This is a genomic window from Endozoicomonas sp. SESOKO2 (genome assembly GCF_024606245.1).
Lineage (GTDB): Bacteria > Pseudomonadota > Gammaproteobacteria > Pseudomonadales > Endozoicomonadaceae > Endozoicomonas_A.
Genome location: NZ_JAHHPQ010000534.1, coordinates 1 through 1,409 on the forward strand (window position 1 = coordinate 1; position 1,409 = coordinate 1,409).

Annotated in this window: 1 protein-coding gene; it reads right to left on the minus strand. The window is 51.1% G+C overall.

What is annotated here, in order from left to right; translation table 11 throughout:
* Window positions 1-1,390: hypothetical protein (locus tag KDK17_RS13065; protein WP_257288234.1), on the minus strand; the 1,390-nt coding region annotated here is incomplete at its 3' end.
* Between the last annotated feature and the right edge of the window lie 19 nt (window positions 1,391-1,409).

Consider the following 1,409-nt stretch of genomic DNA (forward strand, 5'->3'; position numbering starts at 1 on the left):
CTTTTTCTGGTGTGATCCTGTGCAGCAGCGGTACCTGAACCCCTTGTCCGGAAGCCATGGATTTCACCATTTCAGGCACCAGACGGGAAATGCTGCGATACATCCGGGGGTTGGCGTTGTACTGCCTGGCAAACAGCAGAGAGCCGGTTCTCAGAAGAATGACCGAAGATGCGGCCCTGCCCAATGGCATGGCCAGCCCGCCCAATTCAGAGATTTTTTCAATGTTGGTGTGGTAGGCATATTGGCCGGTGCGGTCAAGATCAACACCATAGCGTTCCAACCAGTGCTGGAAAGGTATGAACGCTCTGTGCGCGTAATCACCCCGGTTGGTCAGATCCAGTAGAAGAAGGAACGCCACGTTTGAGTCAGACAGCCTGATGGCCTCCTCGACGGTATGGGTGGCCAGCAGAGGTTTGTAGTTGGAGAGGAACCAGATGACGTGCCGTATCAGAGAGGCTGAAGGTTTGACCCAATAATCATTGAGCTGATGCTCAACCGCTGCGGCATGAGCCTGCATCAAGGTGTTATGGATAGCCCTGATCAGCTCTGATTCAGACACGCCAACGGCATTAGCATAAGGTGCCAGAGTATCCTGAACATTGGCCAGGAAGGCCACCGTCCTGCGGCCGTTATCAAAGGCAATATCGTCAAGAACATAGTTGGCGATGACTGCAGCTGCGTATTCTTTCATGCCAGCAACAGACTCTTTCATACCTGCCGGGCCAGTGGCGGTTACGATGACAGGAGTGAAGGCACTGTGCATGAATTCCTCTGCACCCTCGTCAGACAGCATTTGAACAACCTTTTTGAAGTGACGCACATTGACCCCGTGGCGGTAGCCAAGGAAGTGCTCAAATTCATCCACTGTCTGATAACCATCGACACCTCTGACCGCTTTCACGTAGTTCTCAAGTTCAACCTTGCAGATCAGACCTTCACGCAGCAGATCAATAATCTTTTTACCACTGGCAGAACGAGTCGCGAAGTATTCCGAGAAGCTTTTCAGGTCTCCCGGTTCATGCTCGACGAACTGAATAGCCCTTTTGGCTATGCCATTAATTTCGTTGTCGTATTGTTGAGCCCCGGTTTTCATCTCATTCCTGGCCCAGTAAACCAGCTCCTGGACTTTTTCCAGGATATTCAGAGACAGATCTCCTTCAAGTTCGACATTGTAGTGGGGCGGGTAGTGCGTCTTCAGTCTCTCGGAGATTGTCACAATCCGAAAGCCCTGGTAGTGCGTCTTCAGATTTTTGAAGACTGTCACAATCCGACTGGCCTGATCAAACGTCAGATGCTCTCCAACCATTGCCTGCAAACGAATCGGTGCAAATTCATCGTTAAAATCAAAAGTCGTAAGGGTTGGTATTGCATTACCGCTTTCTGCTGCCAATCCTGCCAGACCGATGGCG